Genomic DNA, 17,256 nt, shown 5'->3' on the forward strand with positions numbered 1-17,256 from the left:
AAAAATCAGTAGGCAGTCGCGGTATTCAGTGGGCAGTGGCAGTGTATATTAAGCAGAAACTCCAAACCCCAAAAGACTACCTAGAGATTGCCGCGCGCCTGCGTCGCTCGCAATGACACGTAACCATTTTACAGTGGCGGTATTCAGTAAGCAGTCGCAGTATTCAGTGGGCAGAACTCCAAACCCCAAACAGCAAACTCCCAGTAACCGAGAGATTGTCACGCTTCTGCGTCGCTCTCAATGACACACGGCCAGTTTGCAGTCGCGGTATTCAGTAAGCAGTCGCAGTTATTACTGGGCGGAAACTTCAAACCCCAAACAACAAACAACAAATAACCGGGAGATAGGCGCGCTCTTGCGTCGCTCGCAATGTCAAACTGACAACTGATAACTCATAACCCACAACTGTCTTAGCAGTCGCTTAGGTTTACTTTTACTGCGAGTCCACCTTCTGAGGTTTCTTTATATTTAGAGTTCATATCTTTTGCGGTGTCCCACATGGTCGCAATCACCTTATCTAAAGGAACTTTAGCTTTGGTGGCATCACTTTCCAGTGCGATTTCAGCAGCATTAATTGCTTTTATGGCCCCCATAGCGTTTCTCTCAATACACGGCACCTGTACGAGTCCGCCAATAGGATCACAAGTCAGCCCTAGGTGATGCTCCATGGCGATTTCTGCAGCCATAAGCACCTGTGCAGGGGAACCACCAAGCAATTCTGTAAGTCCGCCGGCAGCCATAGCCGAAGATACACCAATCTCTGCCTGGCAACCGCCCATCGCTGCAGAAATTGTGGCGCCTTTTTTAAACAAACTACCAATCTCACCCGCTACCAGCATAAAGCGTTTTAAATCTTTAAACGTCGCTTCGTGATTTTCTATAACCATATAATACATCATTACCGAGGGTAAAGTACCCGCACTTCCATTGGTAGGCGCGGTTACCACGCGGCCCAGGGACGCATTTACTTCATTTACGCTTATTGCGAAGCAGCTCACCCATTTAAGGATTTGCCTAAACTTAACTTCGGTTCTTCTAATGGCGGTAATCCAACTTTCTGGAGAATCATATTTCTCATCTCCAATGAGCCTTTGGTGCATTTCAAAAGAACGTCTTTTTACATTTAAACCGCCTGGCAGGGTGCCTTCGGTATGACAGCCTATATACATAGATTCCAGCATCACTTTCCAGATATCCCTTAAACCATCGTCGATTTCTTTTTCGCTGCGAAGGGATTTTTCATTTTCCAGAACAATTTCAGAAATTGTTTTATCTTCTGCATCGCAATATTCCAGCAACTCGGTTGCTTTTTCTATGGAAAACGGAAACTCCATAAAGCTTTTTATCTTTTTACTGGCGTTTTTGCGTTCTTTTTTAACTACAAATCCCCCGCCTATAGAATAAAAAGAAGAGGAGGTTTTTTTGCCATTTTTTAAAGTAGCGCGAAAGGTCATTCCGTTAGGATGAAATTCCAGAAAATTCTTATTGAATTTTACATCGTCTTTTATACTAAAATCTATAGTCCTTTCAGCATTTAATGACAGTTTGCCCGTTTCCCTAATTTTATCAATTTCAGGATTAATAATATCAATATCCATCGTAACAGGATCGTGGCCGCACAAACCTAAAATGGTTGCGATATCTGTAGCGTGGCCTTTTCCGGTAAGGGATAAAGAACCATAAAGATCTATATGAATCGCTTCAACTTCATTAAAGATTTCTTTTTTCTTTAATTCGTCTATCCAACGCTGGGAAGCACGCCAGGGTCCTAAAGTATGGGAGCTTGAGGGACCTACGCCCACCTTTAGCATATCAAAAACACTTATGCATTCAATTTTTCGCATGGTATATCTTTACTTTTACTCGATAATCGAGATTTATCCCGATAGCTATCGGGATGCATCGAAATCAATTTTCTTATTTTTTTGTAATACCTCATGGCCTTTTCCTGAGATAGTTTATTCTAAAATTTTAGTATTTAAAACATCCGCATTTAAAATACCGGATGGTTCCTTCTGAATTTAATTTTCTCAGGCTTATTTATTACTTTCCACATCTTTCTTTGCACGAGGAATCGCAGTGCAAAAATAAGGATTTGTTCTGATGATAAATAATTAAACAACCAAAGAAAAAACGTTTGCGTAAGCCGGAGTTTTCAGTGAGCAGTTGCAGTTTGCAGTCAATATAAAATCACATAACAAATTATATATGAAGGTTTATTGCATTAAGGTGTCACTTTTGAGGTAGGTTATATAAAGAAGGAATGACAAGTCTTTTAGAAGAAAAATGACAACTTGTCACAAGTTTTTCGCTGGCACAAAGATTGACTTTAACATGGCGAGCATTTGAAATAATAATATAAAAATTCAACGTATAAAGTTATGAGTAAAATAATTGGAATTGACTTGGGTACTACCAATTCTTGCGTTTCTGTAATGGAAGGTAATGATCCCACGGTAATACCTAATGCTGAAGGAAAAAGAACAACCCCATCTGTAATAGCATTTGTTGAAGATGGTGAAATAAAGGTAGGTGACCCGGCAAAACGCCAGGCGGTAACTAACCCAGAAAAAACTATTTCTTCTATAAAACGTTTTATGGGTAATAAATTCTCTGAGTCTTCTAAGGAAGCGGGAAGAGTACCTTATAAAGTAGTAAAAGGAGATAACGATACACCACGTGTAGATGTGGATGGTAGAAAATATACGCCACAGGAACTTTCTGCAATGATTCTTCAAAAAATGAAGAAAACAGCAGAAGACTATCTTGGGCAGGATGTAAATGAAGCTGTAATTACTGTACCGGCATATTTTAACGATTCTCAACGTCAGGCTACTAAAGAGGCTGGAGAGATCGCCGGGTTAAAAGTAAGCCGAATTATTAACGAGCCAACCGCGGCAGCTTTAGCTTACGGATTGGACAAGAAATCGCAAGATCAAAAAATTGCTGTTTATGACCTTGGTGGTGGTACTTTCGATATTTCTATTCTTGAATTAGGAGATGGCGTGTTTGAAGTATTATCTACACACGGTGATACACATCTTGGAGGTGACGATTTTGATGAGGTATTGATAGACTACCTTGCAGATAGCTTCCAAAAGGCAGAAGACATCGATCTTAGAAAAGATCCAATGGCACTTCAACGTTTAAAAGAAGCTGCAGAAAAAGCTAAAATTGAATTGTCTTCTTCAAGCCAAACGGAAATTAATCTTCCTTATGTAACGGCGACTTCAAGCGGTCCTAAACACCTTGTAGAAACTATTACCCGTTCTAAATTTGAGCAGCTTTCTTCAGAATTGGTGACCAGATCTATGGAGCCGGTGAAAAGAGCGCTTAAAGATGCAGGGCTTTCTACAAGCGAAATAGATGAGGTTATTTTAGTAGGTGGTTCTACCCGTATTCCTAAAATTCAGGAAGAAGTAGAAGCATTCTTCGGAAAAAAACCATCTAAAGGAGTAAACCCAGATGAGGTTGTGGCAATTGGAGCAGCCATTCAGGGTGGTGTATTGACTGGAGATGTAAAAGATGTATTGTTATTGGATGTGACTCCACTATCCCTTGGTATTGAAACTATGGGTGGTGTAAACACAAAATTAATTGAAGCCAATACAACTATTCCAACCAAGAAATCGCAGACGTTCTCTACCGCGGCCGATAATCAGCCTTCCGTAGAAATTCACGTACTGCAGGGGGAACGTTCTATGGCGACCGATAATAAGACCATTGGTAGGTTCCACTTAGATGGAATTCCACCAGCGCCAAGAGGAACACCTCAAATTGAAGTGACTTTCGATATTGATGCTAACGGTATCATTAAAGTAAGTGCTACAGATAAAGCAACCGGTAAATCTCAGGATATTCGTATCGAAGCTTCTTCAGGCTTAACCGAGGAAGAAATCGAGAAAATGAAGAAAGAGGCAGAAGCTAATGCTGAAACCGATAAGAAAGCCAAAGAAAAAGTAGATAAGCTAAACGAAGCAGATTCTATGATCTTCCAAACTGAAAAGCAGTTGAAAGAATTTGGTGATAAGATTTCTGAAGACAAAAAGAAACCGGTAGAAGAAGCTTTAGAGGAATTGAAAAAAGCTTATGAAACCAAAGAGCTGGAACAAATAACTCCTGCTTTAGACAAATTGAACGAAGCCTGGAAAACAGCTTCCGAAGAAATGTATAAAGCACAGCAAGAAGCTCAGGGCGGCCAGGCTGGAGCACAACAAGGTGCTACCGGAGCAGAAGGCGGACAACAAGCCGGAGGCGGTGATGCCAAAGAAGGAGACGATGTAGAAGATGTTGACTTTGAGGAGGTTAAATAAAAAAGCTCCACCTAAATCCTCCCCTAAGGGAAGGACTTGAAAAAACGCAATCATTAATTTGGTTGCGTTTTTTTTATGCATAATTCTTTGTCAAAAATTTAGTGGTATTTCCCCATAAATTCCTAATGAAGGTTTTCTTAATTTTTACTCATAACATTTTTCTTTTTTATACCCCCTCCTTAGAGTTCAGTAAATTTTTTTAGAAACAATATTATAATTATTAACCAAAAGATGAAATTATGGAGAAAATTAGATGTTATTTGGCTTTTATAGTGGTTTTATTACTGCTAATTGCCGGTTGTAGTGAAGAGCGGGAAGGGTTGGAAAATAAAGATGATTCTGCGGAATATATTACGCTGGAGTTTGGTGCTATGCTAAACGAGCTGGTCAATCAAGAAATGAGCAAAAATTATTTTAGCGAGGTGCCTAATTGTGATAATGGTGCTGCGCCTTTAGTGGCTCGGCTTACTTTAAACATTAATGGTGGTACAAATAAAACGATAGAGGTAACTATTTTATCTAATGGCACTAATTTTTATACAGATTACTCAGAAGAACTTGAAATTCCGGTTGCGGTGAGTGACGATGGTGATGATAGTAATGATTTCTCTACCGTAAATCTTTCAGAATTTTTAATATATGATGGCGATCCAAATACTAATGGTAATTTAATTTGGGTGGCACCAACTGGTGAAGGGGAACTTGCTGGTTATGTAGAGAATCCACTTCCGCTAGATATTATTGTGCGTCCCGGTACTAAAAAATATGTAGAGGTTGAAGTACTTTGTTTTGACAGAAGAATGTTGAAAGAATATGGATACATGTTCTTCGATCTTATTCCAGAAAAATTATATGAGCTTTGCTTTTTTGCTAACTATTGTGACAGCAGCGGTAGGCATTATCCTGGTTCTTATGGTCTCGACTTGTTTTTAGAAGATGAACAGGGCTTTCGTACGCAGTTATATAACAGTAGTCTTACAATGACAGAAGTGGCACAAAATGATGATGGTGATTACTTTGCAAAAGCATTGTGTTTGGTGGTGCCTGGCCCACCAGCCGGTGTAGCCGATGATGAGGAGTATTTGTTCTATTCTGTGGTACCTAAAGATTGGGAAATGGTTTATGGTGATATAGATAATGCAGTCATGGAAGAAGAAGGTTTAAGTTGGAATGATATAAAAGGGTTGTTTAATGATGATGGGGAAACCAGTGAATACATGCATATCTTTATTAATTGTAAGGAAGATACATCGGAATGTGGAGAATTTGAAGCCATTTCAGAAACACCCTATGCCGGTCTAATTCCCAAAGATCCTGTAGATTACTTTGAGATTGTTAATTATCTCGATGGAATTATATATAGTTTTTCCCAGGGAGAATTATGTCTGGAAGCTGAGGACGAGGAAGCTTGTATCGAACAATTCAATAACCTTATTCCAGAAGGTGGTTTTGTTATTAGTTGTCTACCAGCAGGTTGCTATACCTTTATAAGGCACCAAACAGCTGGTGTAAATGAACTGGTTACAACCGATGAGGAATTATTGGAATTTTTAGGAAGTATAGATTCTAAAGCAGATGCTTTATTATTAGCACTTGCCAATGATTATTATTGGACCGAAAATGATATTGAAAATGGAGCTATTAAAGAAACTTGTGATGGTGCTTACGAGTTGATCGCAAGTAAAATAGTAAGCAGCTGTGTGCCTTTACAAATAAGCAGGTTTCATTTAAGAATTACCACTTCTGGTGAGATAATTATTTTAGATGAGCAAGTGATAGAGTATGAGGAAAATTTATGTATTTAATCACTATTGTCCGGTAAAGAAACAAGATCGCTTCTCTGCAAGAAAAAAGAGAAAAGACTAAACTCTAACAAACAGAGCATCCTGCTTTTTCATACGTAATATTCTTTAATTGACTTTTTTCGTGATGATTTCAAATAGCAAAGAAGATAATTATGAAATCGCTTTTAGGCTTTGTAATAAAAGAGAACATGCTAATCAGTTAATTTTCATCGAACATCAATGGTATTTAATAACATGTAATAGCAAAGACGCAATAGCCTTGTTTTATAGGGAATTGCGTTTTTTTATTTTTACACGCAACCTTTTCATAGTTTTATCATCTATTATGTATAAAACCTATCATTATGAAAAAAATTACCATTATTGCGTTATTGTTATCAGTAACTTTAAGTTCTTGTAGTGAAAATGACAACGATTTAGTTGCAAATTCCAAACAGGATTTAGAGAATGCGTGTACTGCAACAAACCCTTTAGAAGTGAAATGGATGCAAGATTTGATTACTGAGTTAAATTGCGGTGAATATGCTTGTAAGGTCTCTATCTTAAAAAGTGAATATGAAGAGGAAACAGTTTTTTATATCCAAATGACAGACCCGTTGTGTAATGGAGTTGATGAAATAATATTATACAACTGTACTGGGAAAAAATTAAAAGAATTTACGATAGAAGAAAGCTGGGAGTTTATAAATAGTCCCGGGCGACAAGTGGAAGAAATGTTTAGTTGTAATGGTTAGATGTAAAACTAAAACTGGATTCTCCATATGTACACTACTAAATTGTAGTCTGTCCAACTTTTAAACTATCAGAATGAAAAAGCTAATATTAATTTTCACATTAATTTTTTTAATTTCCTGCAGTAGCGATGATGCTATTACCACCGATGGCTTTGAGCCGATTTCTGAAAAGTATCCGTTTTACGATCTGGATCCTGCCGTGGCAACCAATTACTGGGAGCTTAATTATGTTATAGCAAATGGAGGTGAGAATAATGAGGAAGAAATAATTGTACAAAAAGGAACTTTATGTGATCAGGCCGAAGAATCAGTATGTGTAAAAGAATTTCAAGAATTGCAACCAGAGTTTGGTTTTGCTTCCGGTTGTCTCCCAGGTTTATGCTACCTTTATTTAAAACACCAGGTAGATTCTCAAAATCAATTGGTTGACTCAAAAGATAAATTATTGGAATTTCTTGGTGCTATAAATACAAAAGAAGAAGCCTTGTTATGGGCCAGGGCAAACGACTATTACTTTCAGGTTGAGAGAATTGATGCTGGTGCTATTAAAACAACCGGTTCCAATTTTGAACTTATTGTATTAAAAACGGTGAGTTACTGTACTCCGGTTCAAAGTAATAGATATCATCTTAAAATTAAGCCCAGTGGCGATATTAAAATCCTAAAAGAAGAAGTGTTTTCTCGTGATGAAAATTCCTGTGTTTAATCGTGGGGCGATAGCTAAGGGTGTAATTCCTCTGGGCTTGCCTCGAAAAAGATTCTTTTTCTGAGACATACCTCGTACTCTTGGATCGAGGTTGTTGATTTGTCGGGTTTCGATCAAAAACTTATAGACATTGATATTCAGAAATGTATTTAATTTTTTGTTTTTGAAAGACTGGGAGCGGAAACCTGTTTATTTAATCAACCAAACTCCGCCATAAGTTCAGCATTAACCTCGTGACCACCCTCGTAAGTTTTTATCTTAAAATTATTGGGGAACAACCTCTTTAAGCGCCTTTCTTCAACTCTAATAATTCCATTTTTAAGGTATTCGTCTTCGGTGCCGTAGATAGAGGTGAAATTGGTGTTTTTTAGGAATTTAAAATCTTCTGCATTTAATTCTGCAGGGACTTTTCCGGAATGCATAATCAACTCATCGCATTTAATTTTTCGTTTGGCAATCCAGCGTGTAGCTACCGAAACCCCTTGGGAATAACCCAGAATGATAAGCTTGGGAGCATTTTTTAGATTCTCAGCCTTGTAAACTTCATCGAGATAATTCAACACATTTTCTGTTTCTTCTTCGCGCCTTTCTTTAGTAAGCCAGGAAGCGCCAACGTGTTTATAATCGTTGTTTAAATAATATTTAGATTGTGCTTGTGGCGCAATAATATAATTTTCTTCAGCATTTAAGTGATAAAAATGCCGAAGGAAATATCGGCTTAAATAGCCAATGCCGTGACAAACAAGCCAAACGGTTTTGGTTTTTTCGGTAAAATCGTTTAAAACGCTGTAGGTATTCGTGATTTGATAAGAAAGCTCTTTTTCAGTACTCATAATCTGTTGCCTGTTTTGTATTTTTACTCGATAATCTAGAATTAAATGACCTGAGGTTTGCGGTGAATCAAAAAATATAAAATGGCTCACTGGATATCTCGAGGTGGTTTACAAAGAAACCAATTATTGCTATGACTCAAGAAGAAATTTTAGCACTTTCCAAAAAAGTATGTAAAAATACCTTAATGGAAACCCTGGAAATCGAATTTACTGAAATAGGAGACGATTTTTTGATTGCAAAAATGCCGGTAACCCCAAAAGTGCATCAACCCGATGGCGTTTTACACGGCGGTGCCAGCGTGGCTTTAGCAGAAAGTGTAGGCAGCATGGCGAGCTATGTTTTCCTGGATACCAATCATTTTACAATTCGTGGGATAGAGATTTCTGCCAATCATGTAAAGAGCGTTGCCGATGGTTTTGTATATGCCAGGGCTTCTTTTATTCACAAAGGACGAACCACTCAATTGATAGAAATTAGAATTACCGATGATGCGCAAAATCTCATTTCTTTAGTAAAACTTACCACTATAGCTTTACCTAAAAAGAGATAAATTATGAAACCTGAACTATTTTTTGAGAAATTAGAAAATCAACTGTTAGATGAAAAACCTTTTGTCGCATATAGCAAACCCGGCTTGAGAGAAAGAGAAACCAAAGCCTGGCTTCAAATTACCAAGCAGTCTTTTAATACAAAGGATTTTACAGAAAGCGGATTTGTATTTTCACCGTTTAATGCTGCCGAAAAAACTTATCTTATTCCTACGGAAGATGCTGAAGAAATTACTACCGAATATTTTGCTGAAGAAAATTCTGAAGAGAATATTTCTGAAGCTACAAATTTTCCACCTGTATTAACGAATGCCAAAACTCAAAAACAACACGAAGAATTAATTCAGCGGGGAATTGAAAGCATTGAAAAAGGAAATTTTGAAAAAGTAGTTTTATCCCGAAGTGAAAAAGTGGAGACCCAACTTAAAGCTATAGAAATCTTTAAAAACCTGCTAAAAAAATACGATTCAGCTTTTGTTTATTTTTGGTATCATCCCGAAACCGGCATTTGGCTGGGTGCAACCCCAGAGCGATTACTTGAAGTAGAGCGCAATAAATTTAAAACTATGGCCCTTGCGGGAACCCAGCCATATAAAGGAACTATAGATGTACACTGGCGGGAAAAGGAAATAGATGAACAACAAATAGTTACTAATGCTATTTTTGAAAATCTAAAGGATAAAGTTTCGGGAAGTATTAAAAAATCTGAATTATATACCAGCAGAGCCGGAAATCTATTGCATTTAAAAACCGATATTCAGGGGGCTTTGGATAAAAGCACCAAATTGAAACAGCTTATTATGGCCTTACATCCTACGCCCGCGGTATGCGGACTTCCAAAAGAAAAAGCTAAAAGTTTTATTTTAGAGAATGAAAATTACAATAGGGAGTTTTACTCGGGCTTTTTAGGAGAGTTAAATATTAAATCTGAGAAAAAACGAAATTCAAATCGGCGTAACCAGGAAAATCAGGCTTACGCCAGTATTTCAAAAAAGACAGATTTATTTGTGAATTTACGTTGTATGAAATTGGAAGCGGGAAAAGCCAATCTTTTTGTAGGTGGCGGTATTACCAAAGATTCCAATCCTACTGAAGAATGGGAAGAAACCGTAAATAAAACGCATACTATAAAATCGGTGCTTGTTAAATAAGGTAAAAACGCCCGTTTAAAATCCATTTGAAATTGTAATTTTGAAATAGTTAGAAAAACCTCACAGGTTTTTGAAACCTGTGAGGTTTGTTTTGAAAAATAAATTCTGTGAAATACTCCAAAATCCCCGTTGCTAGATCTATCGTAGCGCTGTGCGTCGCAAAGAATATAAATCATGTGGTTATTTCGCCAGGCTCCAGAAATGCTCCTTTAACCATTGGCTTTACGCATCACCCCGATATTAAACCGTTTAGTATTGTTGATGAACGCTGTGCTGCTTTTTATGCGCTAGGCATGGCGCAGCAGCTACAGAAACCGGTAGCGCTGGTGTGTACTTCGGGCTCGGCTTTATTGAATTATTATCCGGCTATAGCGGAAGCTTTTTACAGCGATATTCCCCTGGTAATTATCTCGGCCGATCGTCCAATAGAACGCATAGATATTGGCGACGGACAAACAATTAGACAGAAAAATGTCTTTGAAAACCATATTTTATATTCGGCAAATTTACATTCCGAATTAGTGATGGATGCGGAAGCGACGGATAGGAAACTTCAGCAGAAACAATTTGAATCCCAAAAACACAATGAGCGGGAAGTAAATCTCGCGTTAAACAGGGCAATAGAGAAGAAGGGGCCGGTGCATATAAATGTACCATTTTACGAACCTTTGTACGATTTGGTGGAAAATGTGGAAGTGAATCCCTTGCAAATTTTACCGGAAATAAAGGAGCGCACTTATACTAAAAACCAGTTGGAAACTTATGCAGAGCTTTGGAACCGCGCCAAACGAAAAATGGTGATTGTGGGAGTTGCCCAACCCGGGGCAGTAGAACAACGTTTTCTTGAAAAATTAGCCAAAGATGAGTCGGTTATTGTATTAACCGAAACAACTTCAAATTTAGATCATCCTGAGTTTTTTACGCGCATCGATACCTTAATTGGTCCCATAGAAAAGGATAAAAATAGTGAGGAATTATTTCAAGCTTTACAGCCAGATATTTTATTGAGTTTTGGCGGCCTAATCGTTTCCAAGAAAATTAAGGCATTTTTACGCAATTTTCAGCCTCAACAGCACTGGCATATTGACCCCAAAAAAGCCTATAATACTTATTTCTGCCTGAATAAACATTTTGAAACAACGGTCAATTCGTTTTTTAGTAATTTCTTTCCGCTCACAAATACAGTAGAAAGTGATTATGCTGAATTTTGGAAGGATGTTAAAGCTAAAAGACAAGGCAGGCACGAAGAATATATGAATGAGATTCCTTATTCAGATTTAAAGGCGATGCAGGAAATTGTTCCCCGGGTGCCAGAGGATTATATTCTTCAGTTGGGAAACAGTTCTACGATACGTTATGCCCAATTATTCGAGTGGAAAGAAAGTTTGCGTATTTTTTGTAACCGGGGCACTAGCGGAATAGACGGCAGCGTTTCTACCGCAGTTGGTGCTGCTTGTGTAAATGGCGAGCCCACGCTAATGATCACGGGGGATTTGAGTTTTTTCTATGACAGTAATGCTCTTTGGAACAACTATATTCCCAATAACTTTAGAATCATTATTTTGAATAATAATGGAGGCGGGATTTTTAGGATCTTACCCGGAAATAAGGATACCGAAAATTTCGATACTTATTTTGAAACAAAACACGAGCTTAAAGCGAAACCCTTATGTGAGTTGTATGGTTTTGACTATGAAGCCGCAACGAATCCTGAAGAACTTTCAGAAAAGATAAGCAGATTCTTTACAACTTCAGAAAAACCGAGACTTCTGGAAATTTTCACCCCAAGGAAATTAAATGATGAAATAATGCTGGAATATTTTAATTTTATGAAATCTTAAAACATAAAATATAGAAAAATACTTTTATTTAGTTAAATTGGGCATTGATCAATTTAAAATTATATTATGAGTACAAAAACTGATGAAAAAGTAGGGAAATACATCAAAGATGTTAAAGAAAAAATAGGGGAGGAACCAGATGTGGACCTTCTAAGAAAAGTGACCGAAGCTTGCGGCCCCAGCATTTTTAGGAGCGATGCCGAAACTATTTCGAGTTCTTCAGAATCTGAATTGGAAACCGTGAAAAAGAACTTCTTGATTAAAAAATTGGGCTTAAAAGATGACGAAAAACTGGACCAGGGATTAGACGCTGTACTGGAAAAGTACGGTAAATCTAACCGAAATAAATATCGTGCGGTAGTTTATTATTTGCTCACCAAGCATTTTAAAAAGGAAAATGTTTATAGCTAGAAACTAGTTTAAACTTAATTTAAGATCCGTTTTTTCGTAAAAAGAACGGATTTTTTTATGGTGGGATACATCAGGTACTTCTTACAGATTTTTAGGTATGTTTTACCTACCGGGTACTGTGACTGCCTATTGTTCTTTAAAGTTTGTTTTTCTTAAACACTTAGGACGAGTCGAATCCCGAATCTCAATTCCCCATTTCTCATTCCCGGCTCCTAACTTTAAACTTTTTGCAGAAATCTTAAATTATAAAGTATCTTTGTTACCTAAATTTATTTTATGCTGAATATTGGCGAAAATCATACGCTTAACATTGTAAGAGAAACTGAACCCGGGCTCTTTTTAACAGATACTGAAGGGAATGAGGTTTTATTACCTAATAAATATGTTCCCGAGGAATTTGAAATAGGGCAGGAGATAAACGTTTTTGTTTATCTGGATCACGAAGAAAGGCTTATTGCCACTACTTTAGATCCATTGGTTAAACTCGACGAATTTGCTTTTTTAAAATGTGTAGAGGTCACCGAATTTGGTGCTTTTTTAGATTGGGGCCTGGAGAAACATTTATTTGTACCGTTTAAAGAACAGGCTTATCCTATGAAAAAGGGTGGCTGGTATTTGATTTTCTGCAACCTCGATTTGGAAACAAACAGGTTGGTTGCTTCCAGTAAAGTACACGCTTTTTTAGATAATTCAGAGCTTACTGTAGAACCTTTTGAAGAGGTGGATTTAATTATTAGTAATAAAAGTGATCTAGGGTATAACGTGATTATCAATCAGATTCATTTGGGTTTGATTTATCACGATGATATTTTTCAGGAAATCAACGTAGGTGATGAAATGCGTGGCTTTATAACTAAAACCCGACCAGATGGTAAAATAGACGTAAGCTTGCAGCGTCCCGGTTACAGGAGTATTGAGCCAAACGCCGATTTGATTCTGGAGCATTTAAAAAAGAACGATGGTTACCTTCAATTAACCGATAAATCTTCTCCCGAAGCTATAAAAAGTCAGTTGGGTATTAGTAAAAAGAGCTTTAAACGCGCGGCAGGAAACCTCTATAAACAACGAAAAATAGACATTAAAAACGACGGACTCTATTTGAAAATTACGTAATCAAAACTGGAGATGATATTTATTATCTTGAGGTTGATTTACGCAAAGGTCGCAAAAATTAAGTTCAAGTTCCAAGGTCCAAGGCTGAAATCACCTCGATACCAAAACCCAAACGAGTTCACAGTCACAATAATCAGTAGACAGAATTGCCAACCGATGTAAACTCACAATCGAATACCGACAACTGTTTTTTTACTTAAAGTTGGCAAAGAGAATCAATTCAAGGTCTTAATGACAACCCACAACCGATAACTGACTTTTCCGTGCAAAGTTCATAAAAAATGGAGCCTGGAAATATCTCCAACTTTCTATTTAGTATTAGTAATAACGCCTTCCGGGGACGTAATAAGAAGAACCGTAATACCTGTTTCTATAGCTTTGTCTATGTAATGCGTTCTGATAAGCACGTTGATTTTGGTAGTAAGGATTTGAATTTAGGGCGTCATTATAAGGTTTATCGGTGTCTCTAATTTCATAATTTCCGGAAACCTCAAAAGTTTTTTTCTCTCGTTCCACTTTAGGTAGGGGCGAGCCAATATCTACTGTGCGTTTTTTCATATTTCGCCGCTCTTCCAGGATAGCAATCATATCTACGCTAGCCGGTTTATCCCTATCTACATCAATAAATTTCCCACTGGGTAGATTAAAATCACCAGAAAAAAACTCCTGCCCAAAGCTAAGGTCGCTCCAGGAAGGTTCAACACTATAGTTGCTTATCTCAAAATCTTCCATATCCCAAAATTCCTGCGCCTGTAGATTGGTTAGAAAGAAGCTGAATAATAGTAAACTAAGAAAGCGGAATTTCATTTTAATGCTTTTTGCTTAGAGTATATCAAAAACAATGCAAATCTAATCTTATTTCTATTTTAATAAGATTAAACTAAAACCTTATTTTTACACTAAAATAAGAGTTATGAGTAAAATAGACTGGAAAACAGCCAAGAAATACGAAGATATCACTTACAAAAAAGCAAATGGTGTGGCAAGGATCGCTTTTAACCGACCCGAAGTGCGTAATGCTTTTAGACCTAAAACCACCTCAGAATTGTTAGATGCCTTTAACGATGCGCACGAAGATATTTCCATAGGTTGTGTGTTGCTGTCTGCGGAAGGGCCTTCATCCAAAGATGGGAAATGGGCATTTTGTAGCGGAGGCGATCAGAAAGCACGTGGCCATCAAGGTTATGTGGGTGAAGATGGTTATCACCGTTTGAATATTCTGGAAGTACAACGTTTAATTCGGTTTATGCCAAAGGCAGTAATTTGCGTAGTTCCCGGCTGGGCCGTGGGCGGGGGCCATAGCTTGCACGTGGTGTGCGACCTTACTTTGGCCAGTGAAGAACATGCAATATTTAAACAAACTGATGCCGATGTAACCAGTTTCGATGCCGGTTATGGCTCGGCATATTTAGCGAAAATGGTAGGTCAGAAAAAAGCACGGGAGATCTTTTTCCTCGGAAGAAATTATTCTGCACAGGAAGCTTACGAAATGGGCATGGTAAATGCTGTAATTCCGCACGCAGAATTGGAAGATACCGCTTACGATTGGGCAAAGGAAATTATGGCGAAATCCCCAACTTCTATAAAAATGCTTAAATATGCCATGAACCTTACCGATGACGGGATGGTTGGGCAACAGGTTTTTGCCGGGGAAGTTACCAGGCTGGCTTATATGACAGATGAAGCAAAAGAAGGAAGGGACGCCTTTTTAGAAAAAAGAAAACCAAATTTTGAGAAAAAATGGATCCCTTAGGCGACAGTTTTAGAAATAGACAAATAGATATTGCAAGTTTACCAGATTATGAAGCGGTAGATTTCACCATCGTTTCTGAAAATTATTTGCAAAAAATAAACATACAAACCGGCATTTTTATGCTTGTTTGTATGTTTATAACGGGAATATTATGGTTTTTCTTTTTAGATCCTACCCAATCCATATTGCTTTTATGCGTAATTAGCCTGTATTTTATGTTTAGGTTTTGGAACAATTATAAGCTTTATAAAAGCCTTGGTTTTGCCATAAGGGAACGGGACGTTATTTATAAACGAGGTTATATCTTCAACAAAACTACCGTTATCCCTTTTAACCGTGTGCAGCATGCCTCTATTTCGAGGGATATATGGGATAAGCTTTTAGGCATTTCCAGTCTTAAAATTTTTACTGCGGGTGGCAGTGGAAGCGATATTGGTATTCCGGGCCTGCTACCAGAAACAGCTTTAAAGCTAAAAGAAGCACTCGCCCACAAGATCGTTCAGGATGACTTCTAAAGATAATTATCAGAATCCGCAACGGCAATCTATTTTAGGAGTTGTCCTCATTTTTCTCGCTACACTTTACAAATTGGTAAAGATGTTTTGGGCCATGGCTGCCTACCTGTTATTAAGCAATCCATCTGGTCTTATGTTGAGTTATATTGGATTGGGATCGGTCATTGTTTTGTTGCTTATTTTGGGGTATAGTTATCTGTATTATCTCAAATTTACATTTTATATAGATTATGAGCGGGAAGAATTTATCCTGCAAAAAGGCGTATTTTCTACAGAAAACATTGCCATTCCTTTTGAAAAAATTCAGCAGGTAAATTTTAAAAGATCCATTCTACAGCGGTTTATAAATGTGTATAGTCTGGTAATCGATACCGCCGGAAGCAACCAAAAAGAAGTTGAAATAAATGCGATCTCTAAAACCAAAGCCAATGAACTTTCTGAAATTCTTTTACGGGTAAAAGCTGAAGCAAAGAAAAATTTTGATTCAGAAGAAATTATTGCTGAAGAAAAAGAAGAGAAAGCCTGGACCTTTCAGTTAAGCATTTCAGAATTATTGAAAATTGGGATTAGTACCAATTATTTACGCGGGTTTAGTTTGATTATAGCTTTTCTGGCGAGTATTTACAATCGCTTAAATTCCTATTTCAAAGAAGAAATACAGGAATATGAAACTTATTTCAGTCAATTTTCTGATGTTTTACAGTCTATTGGATTCCTATTTGTGCTTTTTATCTTATTACTGTTCTTAAGTGTAAGTATTACCATAATTGAAGTATTTATAAAGTATTATGGGCTAAAAATCGTACAAAGCAAGGAACGCCTGGAGTTGGAAATGGGCTTAAAGACAAATACAAAAGTAGCCATACAACCAAGAAGAGTACAACGGTTTAAAGTTAAGACTAATCCCATACAAAAACGGATGAATTTGTTTGAAGCGCAAATTTCCTTATCGAGCAGCGAGGACGAATTACAAAAAAATAAGATTAAAATTCCCGGGCTAAAATTAGAAGTCCTGGAAAAAATAAAGAGCTTTCTGTATAAAGATGAAGATATCGCCCTGGTAGATAGCTACAGGCCAGATAAATTGTTACTGTTGCGCAGAATATCTGTAATTGTGGTGCTGGGCTTTATTGCGTTGGGTGTTTGGTTTTATACGACTTTTGTGAGCTTTAACCTTTTTCTACCGCTTTGTATTAGCATATTGGTTCTTGCACTTATCTATCAATATTATGCTTTTAGAACTAAAAAATTAATTATTGGCCAGGATTTTCTTAAAAAACAATATGGGCTATGGACTAAAACCGAAGAAATCCTGGAGCTGTATAAAATTCAGGCGATTAGTGTACAGCAACCTTTGTGGTATAAAAGAAAAAATTTGGTCAACTTGAGCTTTCATACGGCTGGGGGCGATATTAAGTTTTACGCAGTTTCCCGGGAGGTCCTACCGAAAATAAATTTTATTCTTTTCAAAGCCGAAGTTTCCAAAAGAAATTGGATGTAGTGTAGAAATCCTTTAATGATAAATTCCTGAG

Annotated in this window: 15 protein-coding genes; 12 read left to right on the forward strand and 3 right to left on the reverse strand. The window is 37.3% G+C overall.

All coding sequences use genetic code 11. The features are described 5' to 3' along the window. Positions 1–410: 410 nt before the first annotated feature. Entirely contained in the window at positions 411–1,844 is a 1,434-nt protein-coding gene (locus tag BUA71_RS06570; protein ID WP_072877934.1) for an L-serine ammonia-lyase, read from the reverse strand. 537 nt (positions 1,845–2,381) lie between these two features. Between BUA71_RS06570 and dnaK the strand changes: the two genes are divergently transcribed. The 4 genes from dnaK (at position 2,382) to BUA71_RS06590 (ending at position 7,558) form a co-directional block, all read left to right on the forward strand. Beyond that, positions 2,382–4,313: a molecular chaperone DnaK gene (gene dnaK / locus BUA71_RS06575; RefSeq protein WP_072877935.1), complete on the forward strand. Its 1,932-nt coding sequence runs from the start codon at positions 2,382–2,384 to the stop codon at positions 4,311–4,313. A gap of 239 nt (positions 4,314–4,552) precedes the next feature. Then, positions 4,553–6,118: a hypothetical protein gene (locus tag BUA71_RS06580; protein ID WP_072877937.1), complete on the forward strand. Its 1,566-nt coding sequence runs from the start codon at positions 4,553–4,555 to the stop codon at positions 6,116–6,118. 344 nt (positions 6,119–6,462) lie between these two features. Next, positions 6,463–6,852, forward strand: a complete 390-nt coding sequence (locus BUA71_RS06585; protein ID WP_072877938.1) for a hypothetical protein — start codon at positions 6,463–6,465, stop codon at positions 6,850–6,852. A 73-nt stretch (positions 6,853–6,925) separates the two neighbouring features. Then, entirely contained in the window at positions 6,926–7,558 is a 633-nt protein-coding gene (locus tag BUA71_RS06590) for a hypothetical protein (RefSeq protein WP_072877940.1), read from the forward strand. Between the two features lie 197 nt (positions 7,559–7,755). Here BUA71_RS06590 and BUA71_RS06595 read toward each other — a convergent pair whose 3' ends face one another. Continuing rightward, complete coding sequence (locus BUA71_RS06595) at positions 7,756–8,391, reverse strand: alpha/beta hydrolase (protein WP_072877942.1); 636 nt, start codon at positions 8,389–8,391, stop codon at positions 7,756–7,758. Positions 8,392–8,522: 131 nt separating this feature from the next. On the opposite strand from BUA71_RS06595, the gene BUA71_RS06600 reads away from it, so the two are divergent. The 5 genes from BUA71_RS06600 to BUA71_RS06620 all read left to right on the forward strand — a co-directional run bounded on the left by BUA71_RS06600 (position 8,523) and on the right by BUA71_RS06620 (position 13,456). Further along, entirely contained in the window at positions 8,523–8,942 is a 420-nt protein-coding gene (locus BUA71_RS06600; RefSeq protein WP_072877944.1) for a PaaI family thioesterase, read from the forward strand. A gap of 3 nt (positions 8,943–8,945) precedes the next feature. Then, positions 8,946–10,091, forward strand: a complete 1,146-nt coding sequence (locus tag BUA71_RS06605; RefSeq protein WP_072877946.1) for a chorismate-binding protein — start codon at positions 8,946–8,948, stop codon at positions 10,089–10,091. 107 nt (positions 10,092–10,198) lie between these two features. Continuing rightward, positions 10,199–11,932 carry a 2-succinyl-5-enolpyruvyl-6-hydroxy-3-cyclohexene-1-carboxylic-acid synthase gene (gene menD / locus BUA71_RS06610; protein WP_072877948.1) on the forward strand — a complete coding sequence of 578 codons (1,734 nt, stop codon included), beginning with the start codon at positions 10,199–10,201 and terminating at the stop codon, positions 11,930–11,932. Between the two features lie 66 nt (positions 11,933–11,998). Further along, positions 11,999–12,343 (forward strand): DUF2853 family protein, encoded by a 345-nt coding sequence (locus BUA71_RS06615; RefSeq protein ID WP_072877950.1) that lies wholly within the window; start codon positions 11,999–12,001, stop codon positions 12,341–12,343. Between the two features lie 276 nt (positions 12,344–12,619). Continuing rightward, on the forward strand, positions 12,620–13,456 hold the full coding sequence (locus BUA71_RS06620; protein ID WP_072877952.1) for a CvfB family protein: 837 nt from the start codon (positions 12,620–12,622) through the stop codon (positions 13,454–13,456). Between the two features lie 318 nt (positions 13,457–13,774). Here BUA71_RS06620 and BUA71_RS06625 read toward each other — a convergent pair whose 3' ends face one another. After that, positions 13,775–14,263, reverse strand: coding sequence for a hypothetical protein (locus BUA71_RS06625; RefSeq protein WP_072877954.1), 489 nt, complete (start codon positions 14,261–14,263; stop codon positions 13,775–13,777). Positions 14,264–14,369: 106 nt separating this feature from the next. On the opposite strand from BUA71_RS06625, the gene BUA71_RS06630 reads away from it, so the two are divergent. Genes BUA71_RS06630 through BUA71_RS06640 form a run of 3 tightly spaced genes read left to right on the forward strand, consistent with a single transcriptional unit; the run spans position 14,370 to position 17,225 of the window. After that, positions 14,370–15,209 carry a 1,4-dihydroxy-2-naphthoyl-CoA synthase gene (locus BUA71_RS06630; protein ID WP_072877956.1) on the forward strand — a complete coding sequence of 280 codons (840 nt, stop codon included), beginning with the start codon at positions 14,370–14,372 and terminating at the stop codon, positions 15,207–15,209. After that, positions 15,197–15,724 (forward strand): PH domain-containing protein, encoded by a 528-nt coding sequence (locus BUA71_RS06635; RefSeq protein WP_072877958.1) that lies wholly within the window; start codon positions 15,197–15,199, stop codon positions 15,722–15,724. The genes BUA71_RS06630 and BUA71_RS06635 overlap by 13 nt, the downstream gene beginning before the upstream one ends. After that, on the forward strand, positions 15,714–17,225 hold the full coding sequence (locus BUA71_RS06640) for a PH domain-containing protein (protein WP_072877960.1): 1,512 nt from the start codon (positions 15,714–15,716) through the stop codon (positions 17,223–17,225). Before BUA71_RS06635 ends, BUA71_RS06640 begins: the two co-directional genes overlap by 11 nt. Positions 17,226–17,256: the final 31 nt, after the last annotated feature.

The sequence above is a fragment of the Salegentibacter echinorum genome, from assembly GCF_900129445.1.
Taxonomy (GTDB): domain Bacteria; phylum Bacteroidota; class Bacteroidia; order Flavobacteriales; family Flavobacteriaceae; genus Salegentibacter; species Salegentibacter echinorum.

Bases quoted from the DNA above. Each gene is read 5' to 3' on its own strand.
- BUA71_RS06570 (WP_072877934.1), bottom strand. From the start codon at position 1,844: ATGCGAAAAATTGAATGCATAAGTGTTTTTGATATGCTAAAGGTGGGC.
- BUA71_RS06600 (WP_072877944.1), top strand. From the start codon at position 8,523: ATGACTCAAGAAGAAATTTTAGCACTTTCCAAAAAAGTATGTAAAAAT.
- BUA71_RS06640 (WP_072877960.1), top strand. From the start codon at position 15,714: ATGACTTCTAAAGATAATTATCAGAATCCGCAACGGCAATCTATTTTA.
- BUA71_RS06635 (WP_072877958.1), top strand. From the start codon at position 15,197: ATGGATCCCTTAGGCGACAGTTTTAGAAATAGACAAATAGATATTGCA.
- BUA71_RS06625 (WP_072877954.1), bottom strand. From the start codon at position 14,263: ATGAAATTCCGCTTTCTTAGTTTACTATTATTCAGCTTCTTTCTAACC.
- BUA71_RS06590 (WP_072877940.1), top strand. From the start codon at position 6,926: ATGAAAAAGCTAATATTAATTTTCACATTAATTTTTTTAATTTCCTGC.
- BUA71_RS06620 (WP_072877952.1), top strand. From the start codon at position 12,620: ATGCTGAATATTGGCGAAAATCATACGCTTAACATTGTAAGAGAAACT.
- BUA71_RS06605 (WP_072877946.1), top strand. From the start codon at position 8,946: ATGAAACCTGAACTATTTTTTGAGAAATTAGAAAATCAACTGTTAGAT.
- BUA71_RS06595 (WP_072877942.1), bottom strand. From the start codon at position 8,391: ATGAGTACTGAAAAAGAGCTTTCTTATCAAATCACGAATACCTACAGC.
- BUA71_RS06585 (WP_072877938.1), top strand. From the start codon at position 6,463: ATGAAAAAAATTACCATTATTGCGTTATTGTTATCAGTAACTTTAAGT.
- dnaK (WP_072877935.1), top strand. From the start codon at position 2,382: ATGAGTAAAATAATTGGAATTGACTTGGGTACTACCAATTCTTGCGTT.
- BUA71_RS06615 (WP_072877950.1), top strand. From the start codon at position 11,999: ATGAGTACAAAAACTGATGAAAAAGTAGGGAAATACATCAAAGATGTT.
- BUA71_RS06580 (WP_072877937.1), top strand. From the start codon at position 4,553: ATGGAGAAAATTAGATGTTATTTGGCTTTTATAGTGGTTTTATTACTG.
- BUA71_RS06630 (WP_072877956.1), top strand. From the start codon at position 14,370: ATGAGTAAAATAGACTGGAAAACAGCCAAGAAATACGAAGATATCACT.